General features: G+C 64.0%; 7 protein-coding genes and 1 pseudogene. 4 read left to right on the top strand and 4 right to left on the bottom strand.

The window, feature by feature from the left end; translation table 11 throughout:
• Both OQE56_RS12725 and OQE56_RS12720 read right to left on the bottom strand, forming a co-directional pair.
• Window positions 1-218, bottom strand: a pseudogene (locus OQE56_RS12725) (thiol:disulfide interchange protein DsbA/DsbL); the annotation flags it as partial.
• 68 nt (window positions 219-286) lie between these two features.
• Window positions 287-1,066: a c-type cytochrome gene (locus tag OQE56_RS12720; protein ID WP_267224800.1), complete on the bottom strand. Its 780-nt coding sequence runs from the start codon at window positions 1,064-1,066 to the stop codon at window positions 287-289.
• Between the two features lie 109 nt (window positions 1,067-1,175).
• On the opposite strand from OQE56_RS12720, the gene yihA reads away from it, so the two are divergent.
• Entirely contained in the window at window positions 1,176-1,811 is a 636-nt protein-coding gene (gene yihA, locus OQE56_RS12715) for a ribosome biogenesis GTP-binding protein YihA/YsxC (protein WP_267224797.1), read from the top strand.
• Between the two features lie 59 nt (window positions 1,812-1,870).
• On the opposite strand, the gene OQE56_RS12710 is transcribed toward yihA, so the two are convergent.
• A complete protein-coding gene (locus tag OQE56_RS12710) occupies window positions 1,871-2,362 on the bottom strand; it encodes a GAF domain-containing protein (protein WP_267224795.1) in 492 nt (163 codons plus the stop codon).
• 80 nt (window positions 2,363-2,442) lie between these two features.
• Here OQE56_RS12710 and bioD point away from each other — a divergent pair, with 80 nt between their 5' ends.
• The 3 genes from bioD (at window position 2,443) to dcp (ending at window position 5,823) form a co-directional block, all read left to right on the top strand.
• Window positions 2,443-3,114, top strand: coding sequence for a dethiobiotin synthase (gene bioD / locus OQE56_RS12705; RefSeq protein ID WP_267224793.1), 672 nt, complete (start codon window positions 2,443-2,445; stop codon window positions 3,112-3,114).
• A gap of 55 nt (window positions 3,115-3,169) precedes the next feature.
• On the top strand, window positions 3,170-3,520 hold the full coding sequence (locus tag OQE56_RS12700; RefSeq protein ID WP_267224791.1) for a hypothetical protein: 351 nt from the start codon (window positions 3,170-3,172) through the stop codon (window positions 3,518-3,520).
• A 95-nt stretch (window positions 3,521-3,615) separates the two neighbouring features.
• Complete coding sequence (gene dcp / locus OQE56_RS12695; RefSeq protein ID WP_267224789.1) at window positions 3,616-5,823, top strand: peptidyl-dipeptidase Dcp; 2,208 nt, start codon at window positions 3,616-3,618, stop codon at window positions 5,821-5,823.
• A gap of 131 nt (window positions 5,824-5,954) precedes the next feature.
• Here the strand turns inward: dcp and OQE56_RS12690 are convergent, their stop codons facing one another.
• Window positions 5,955-7,322: a glutamate--cysteine ligase gene (locus OQE56_RS12690; protein ID WP_267224787.1), complete on the bottom strand. Its 1,368-nt coding sequence runs from the start codon at window positions 7,320-7,322 to the stop codon at window positions 5,955-5,957.
• Window positions 7,323-7,391: the final 69 nt, after the last annotated feature.

Raw genomic sequence — 7,391 nt, 5'->3', positions numbered from 1 at the left:
GGTGCCGGAGCCTGCGCTGCGGTGGCGGCGGGCGCCGGAGCGGCCGTGCTGGCAGCCGCCGGAGCGGCGGCCGTCGACGCGGCCGGCGGCTGGGCGGCCGGGGCAGTGGCGGCGGGTGCCGGTGTCGGCTGCGGTGCCTGGCTGGCGTTGTCGTTGTTGTTGCTGCACGCGGCAAGCGCGAGCAGGGCGGTACACAGGAACGACAAACGCTTGAGCATGGTGGTCCTCGGAACTTTGCGGGTCATGGAACGGACACGCCGGCTTGCGGCCGGCGTGTCAGGGACAATTACTTGGCGGCAGAGTTGCCGGAACCGCCCGCGCTGTCAGCCGCGTGCAGGCCTTCAATGTAACTGGCGACAGCCGCGATGTCCTTCTCGTCGAGCTTCTTCGCAATGCCGGGCATGATCTGCGCGTGCGCATCGTCGCCCCAGGTGGTGCCGTCGTGCCAGGACTTCAGCGTGGCTTCGATGTACTGCGCGTGCTGGCTGGTGAGCTGCGGGTACATGGCGCCCGGGTTACCGCGGCCATCGACGCTGTGGCAAGCCATGCAGGCCGGCACGCCCTTGGTGGTGTCGCCTTCGCGGTAGAGCTGCTGGCCGCGCTCGACCAGCGCCTGATCGGCGACGCCCGGCAGCGACTTCTTGCTGGCGAAGTAGGCACCGACGTCGTGCATGTCCTGCTCGGACAGCGGCGAGGCCATGCCGAGCATGATCGGGTTCTGGCGCTTGCTGGTCTTGAAGTTGGTGAGCTGGCGCGCGATGTACGACTCGCTCTGGCCGGCGAGCTTCGGGTACTGCGCGTCGCTGGAGTTGCCGTCCATGCCGTGGCAGGCGCCGCAAACGGCGGCCTTGCCAGCGCCGGCGGTGGCGTCACCCGGCTTCACAGCGGCGGTTTCGGCCGGCTTGGCCGGTTCGGCGGTGGCGGCTGCAGCCGGGGCTGCGGCGGTACCCGCGGGGGCGGGGGCCTTCGCTTCCTGGGCGAGAACCACGCCAGAAGACAGGGCAAAGACGAGGGCTACGGCATAACCAACAACAGCGGGCCGGAAACCGGCGGGCCGAAAACTCATACACTTGTCTCCCGAAAAACTGCTATGGCTGCGCGGCCACGCTGATGGGCGCGTCCGCAACTGGCAGAAACTCACGGATTATCTCTGCGCCATCTTAGCCGGTCAAACCATGTCCAATCCGCTGCAGGGCGCCCAGTTCGTACTGGCTGCTCATCGAATCGCACAACTTCCTTCCGACCATGGCGCGGAGGTGGCCTTTGCTGGTCGCTCCAACGCAGGCAAGTCCAGCGCACTGAATACTCTTACAGGGCATCGCGGTCTAGCACGCACGTCAAAAACGCCCGGTCGCACGCAGCAAATGGTGGCGTTTTCGCTGCCACCGCTGATCCAGGGCGAGGGCCAGCCGGCTTTGCCGTCCAGGCTCATCGACTTGCCTGGCTATGGCTACGCCAAAGTGCCTGAGGAGCTGCGCGCGCACTGGAAGCAGGAAATTGACGCGTACTTGCATCAACGCCGCAGCCTGCGCGGAGTGGTGCTGATCGCCGATATTCGCCATCCGCTCAAGGAGTTCGACCGGATGATGCTGGACTTCTGCTTCGCCACCCATCTGCCGTGTCACGTGTTGCTGACCAAGGCGGACAAATTGTCGCGGAGCCAGGCGATGCAGTCGCTGGCGGCGTTGCGCAAGGAACTGGTTGCCGGTGGCACCCAGGCCACCGCGCAGATGTTCTCGTCGCAAACGCCTACCGGCGTGGATGAGGCGCGCGCGACGGTGATGACGCTGCTCAACACGCCGCGCGAATAAAGCGCGACACACCAGGGCCTGCTCGCACGGATAGTGTGAGCGGGCTCCGGGGCCGCCCTTCAGCGGTTCACGCTTTCCATGAACACCGCGCACAGTGCCTCCATGCCGGCGCGGTCTTCGTCGTCGAAGCGGGCGATGGACGGGCTGTCGACATCCCAGACGCCAAATAGACGGCCGTCGGCGCGCGTCAGCGGTACCACGATCTCCGACTGCGACGCTGCGTCACAGGCGATATGGCCGTCGAACTGATTCACGTCGCGCACGAGCTGCGTCTGCCGCGTCTGCGCGGCAGTGCCGCATACGCCCCGGCCCAGCGCGATACGGATGCACGCTGGTTTCCCCTGGAACGGGCCGACTACCAGTTCGGTACCGTCGAATAGATAAAAGCCGCACCAGTTCAGGTCGGGCAGGCTGTGATAGATCAGGGCGCCAAAGTTCGCGGCATTGGCGGTGATGTCCGATTCGCCCTCGAGCAAGCCGCGCGCCTGCAGGCAAAGATCCGCGTAGTGCTCGCGCTTGCTGGCATACGCCTGCGTCTTCACTTCGTACATGGGCATGAGCCTCGGCAGCAAAGGACGTATTATGCGCCGGCCGGGTAGCTTCGGCGTGGCTGCCACCAGGGGACAGGCGCATGTCGACATTCTTCATCGCGGGTACCGATACCGGCGTTGGCAAGACCCACGCCACCTGCACACTGCTGCATGCGATACGTGCGAGGGGCAGCAATGCGTGCGGCATGAAGCCGGTGGCCAGTGGCTGCACGGAGACGCCCGAGGGTTTGCGCAATGACGACGCGCTGGCACTGCAGGCGGCCAGCAGTACGCTGATGCCCTACGAATGGGTCAATCCGGTGGCCTTGCGTGAAGCGTTGTCGCCACATCTTGCTGCGGCACACGAGGGCGTGGAGATCCGGCTCGCCCCGCTCAACGAAGCTTTCGAACGTCTGCGCGGTATTCAGGACGTCGTGCTGGTGGAGGGAGTGGGTGGCTGGCTCGTGCCGTTGTCGCGCAGCCTGATGGCGTCGGATATCGCGCGGCAATGGCAGCTTCCGGTCATTCTGGTGGTCGGGTTGCGCCTGGGTTGCCTCAATCACGCGCTGCTCAGCGCGCGGGCGATCGCCACTGACGGTTGTCGCCTGGTCGGCTGGATCGGCAATCGCATCGATCCGGCCATGGAAGCCGTGGACGAGAACGTGGATACGCTACGCCAGCTTTTGCCGGCCCCCTGCCTGGGCGTGTTGCCGTATGGCGTGCCACCGCATGCGGCGGTGTCGCATCTGGATCTTTCGGCCATCCTGGACTGATTTTCACGCGGCATGTGCTTGCATACGCCCATTCATCACGCAGGGAGCCGAGGTCATGCCTTTTCGTAGCCACTACTACCTGTCCATTGACGACCTGAGTCAGGCGAAGGGGCCCGTGCCGGCGCTGAGCTACGACGGCGCCGGGCCGGACGATCTGGCTGCTGCAGTGCAAGAAGCGATGCGTACGCCGACGCTGTTCGAGCGCTGGCGGGCGATGCAGGCGGACCCGGATGACGTCGACCCGTCGCAGGCGGTGATTGATCCGGCGGCAACGGTGAGCGCGCGCGTGGATGATCTGCGCATCGACGTGGATCTCATTACCGACTTGCCCATGAGCATCGTGCGCCACCGCCTGAACTTGCTGATCGGGCCGTGCTGGCAGCTGCGCGACATGCGCAAGGCCTAGCAGAGTCACAGATCATCAGGACTTCCGACCCTTGGCACCCGCGCCGGGGTGTGGTTAGGCTCGGGGTTTGCACTACCGCCCCATAGGGAACCCTGATGCTTCGTCTCCGCACGCTTGTGATTGCCACATCTATCGCGCTCGCCGCCTGCTCGCAGCAGTCGAACGAGCAAGCCCAGCAGCCCGCGCCCGCCAGCACGGCGCCCGCCAAGGCCGGCACCGCCGCCGCACCCGCCGCCGCCGAGGTCAGCGCCGTGAATCCGTTCTTCGAACCCAGCACCCTGCCGTTCCAGGCGCCGCCGTTCGACAAAATCAAGGATGGCGATTACCAGCCGGCCTTCGCGGAAGGCATGAAGCAGCATCTGGCGGAGATCGAAAAGATCGCCGAGAACCCGGAGCCGCCGACCTTCGAGAACACCATCGTTCCGATGGAGAAGTCCGGCCAGTTGCTGAGCCGTGCCATGCACGCGTTTGACGCGGTCAGCGGTGCCAACACCAACGACACCCTGCAGAAGGTGCAGGAAGAAGAAGCGCCGAAGTTCGCCGAGCACCAGGACGCTATCGTGATGAACGATAAGTTGTTCAAGCGCATCGAGACGATCTACAGCCAGCGCGACTCGCTCAAGCTCGATCCGGAATCCAGGCGCCTGGTCGAAGTCACCTACCAGAACTTCGTGCGTGGCGGCGCCAAGCTGTCCGATGCCGACAAGACCAAGCTCAAGGATCTCAACAAAGAAGAGTCGAGCCTGAGCACGCAGTTCACCAACAAGCTGCTCGCCGCCACCAAGGACGGCGCGCTGGTGGTCGACGACAAGGCCAAGCTCGACGGTATGTCCGAAGGCGATGTCGCCGCTGCCGCCGAAGCCGGCAAGGGCCGCAAGCTCGACGGCAAGTGGGTGCTGCCGCTGCAGAACACCACGCAGCAGCCGGCCCTGCAGACCCTCAATGACCGCCCGACCCGCGAGGCGCTGTTCAAGGCATCGTGGAATCGCGCCGAGAAGGGCGATGCCAATGACACCCGCGAACTGATCTCGCGCATCGCCCAGATTCGCGCTGAGCAGGCCAAGCTGCTGGGCTTCTCCAGCTACGCGGCGTGGAAGCTGGAAGACCAGATGGCCAAGACGCCCGAAGCTGCACTGGGCTTCATGGACAAACTCGCTCCGGCCGCCACCGCGCGCGCCGAGCGCGAGGCCAAGGACATCCAGGACGTCATCGACCAGCAGAAGGGTGGCTTCAAGGTCGAGGCCTGGGACTGGAATCACTACGCCGAGCAGGTGCGCAAGGCCAAGTACGATCTCGACGAGTCGCAGATCAAGCCGTACTTCGAGCTGGACAATGTGCTGCAGAACGGCGTGTTTTACGCCGCCAATCAGCTCTACGGTCTGACCTTCAAGGAGCGCAAGGACATTCCGGTGTGGCAGCCGGACGTGCGCGTATTCGAAGTGTTCGACAAGGACGGCAGCTCGCTGGCGCTGTTCTACTGCGACTACTTCAAGCGCGACAACAAGAACGGCGGCGCCTGGATGAGCAACCTGGTTGACCAGTCCAAGCTCATGGGCACCAAGCCGGTGATCTTCAACGTCGCCAACTTCACCAAGCCGGCACCGGGCCAGGCGGCGCTGCTGTCGTTCGACGATGTGATCACCATGTTCCACGAGTTCGGTCACGGCCTGCACGGCATCTTCGCCAACACCCAGTATCCGAGCCTGTCGGGTGCCGCCACGGCGCGCGACTTCGTGGAGTTCCCGTCGCAGTTCAACGAGCACTGGGCCACCGATCCGAAGATCTTCGCCAACTACGCGAAGAACTATCAGACAGGCGAGCCGATGCCGCAGGCGCTGGTCGACAAGATCAAGAAGGCCAAGACCTTCAACAAGGGCTACGACATGACCGAGCTGGTCTCGGCCGCCCTGCTCGACATGAGCTGGCACAGCCTGGGTGCCGATGTGCCCAAGCAGGATCCGGACAAGTTCGAAGCGGACGCGCTGGCCAAGGCCAAGATCAACCTCAGCTATGTGCCGCCGCGCTATCGCTCCAGCTACTTCCAGCACATTTGGGGCAACGGCTACGCCGCCGGTTACTACGCCTACCTGTGGACGGAAATGCTGGCCGACGACGCGTTCCAGGGCTTTGTCGACAAGGGTGGCATGACCCGCGAGAACGGCGATCGTTTCCGCGCGATGATTCTCTCGCAGGGCAACACCGTCGAGCTGAGCAAGCTCTACAAGGACTGGCGCGGCAAGGATCCGAGCATCGAGCCGATGCTGCTCAATCGTGGTCTGAAAGAAGCGCCGCAGAAGAAGTAATACTTCTTTCGCCGCACAAAAAAAGGGCCGGCTATGCCGGCCCTTTTCTTTTGGTCATGCCGGCACAAAGAAAAACGGGCTCCGTATCGCTACGGAGCCCGATAGGTACGGACAAGGTCCGGTCGAATCGCTCAGTAGGCGAATTCGCGGAACACCGGATCGACGCTGCCGTTCCATGGCCCGTTGAACAGTTCGAGCTTGCGTTCGGCGGGCGTCAGGTTGGCGTCGACGATTTCGATCAGCGGTTCCAGGAAGATGCTTTCGTCGGCACCACCGCGGTTGAGGCGTGCGCGGCGCTTGAGGCCATGTGCGGCAATCTTGAGCGCTTCCGCGGAGAGTTCGCGCACGGTGTGCTGGCGGAACGGCAGCTTCAGGGCCTGCTTTGGCACACCATCGCGTAGCGCGTGCCGTTCGGCGCGGCTGAAGTCCTTGACCAGATCCCAGGCGGCACTGAGTGCTTCGTCGTCATACAGCAGGCCGACCCAGAACGCTGGCAGCGCGCACAGGCGATTCCACGGGCCGCCATCGGCGCCGCGCATTTCCAGATATTGCTTCAGGCGCACTTCCGGGAACGCGGTGGTGAGATGGTCGGCCCAGTCCTTCATGGTGGCGCGCACGCCGGGAAGGGCAGGCAGCTCGCCGGCCATGAAGCGCTTGAAGTCCTGTCCGGACAAATCGATGTAGTTGCCGTTCTGGTAGCTGAAGTACATCGGCACGTCGAGCATGTAGTCGACGTAGCGCTCGTAACCGAAACCGTCTTCGAACACGAAGTCGAGCATGCCGGTGCGGTTGGGGTCGGTGTCTTCCCATACATGGGAGCGATACGACAGGTAGCCGTTTGGACGTCCGTCAGTAAACGGCGAGTCGGCGAACAGGGCGGTGGCAATCGGCTGCAGTGCGAGGCTGGTGCGGAACTTGCGCACCATGTCCGCCTCGCTTTCGAAATCCAGGTTCACCTGCACGGTGCAGGTGCGCGTCATCATGTCCAGGCCGAGGTTGCCGACCTTGGGCATGTACTCGCGCATGATTTTGTAGCGGCCCTTGGGCATCCAGGGCATCTCGTCGCGGCGCCACTTCGGCTGAAAGCCCATGCCGAGAAAGCCCATGCCGAGACCCTCGGCAATGGAACGCACTTCGGACAGGTGCGAATTAACCTCAAGACAGGTCTGGTGGATGGTTTCCAGCGGCGCGCCGGAAAGCTCCAGCTGGCCGGCGGGTTCCAGGGTGATGGAGGCCTTGTCGCGTGACAGCGCGACCGGGGCGTCACCTTCGCGGGCGACCTCCCAGCCGTAGCGCGAAGCCAGTGTTTCCAGCAGGACACGGATGCCGCGCTCGCCCTCGAAGGTAGGCGGACGCAGGGTGTCGGTGAGGAAGCCGAACTTTTCATGCTCGGTGCCGATGCGCCAGGCATCGCGCGGTTTTTCCCCCGCAGCCAGGTAATCAGTCAGTTGCTGGCGGCTACCAATCGGCGTGCTCTTGACGGCACTGGGTATGGACACAGGGGACTCCTTGCAAAGGGTGCCTCCACTCTGGGGGCGACGCATCCTAATTCAAAGTGCCGATTATCC

The sequence above is a fragment of the Dyella silvae genome (assembly GCF_026421305.1).
Taxonomy (GTDB): Bacteria; Pseudomonadota; Gammaproteobacteria; order Xanthomonadales; family Rhodanobacteraceae; genus Dyella; species Dyella silvae.
The sequence above is the reverse complement of the archived record's forward strand: the minus strand, read 5'-3'. Positions and strand labels throughout refer to the sequence as shown.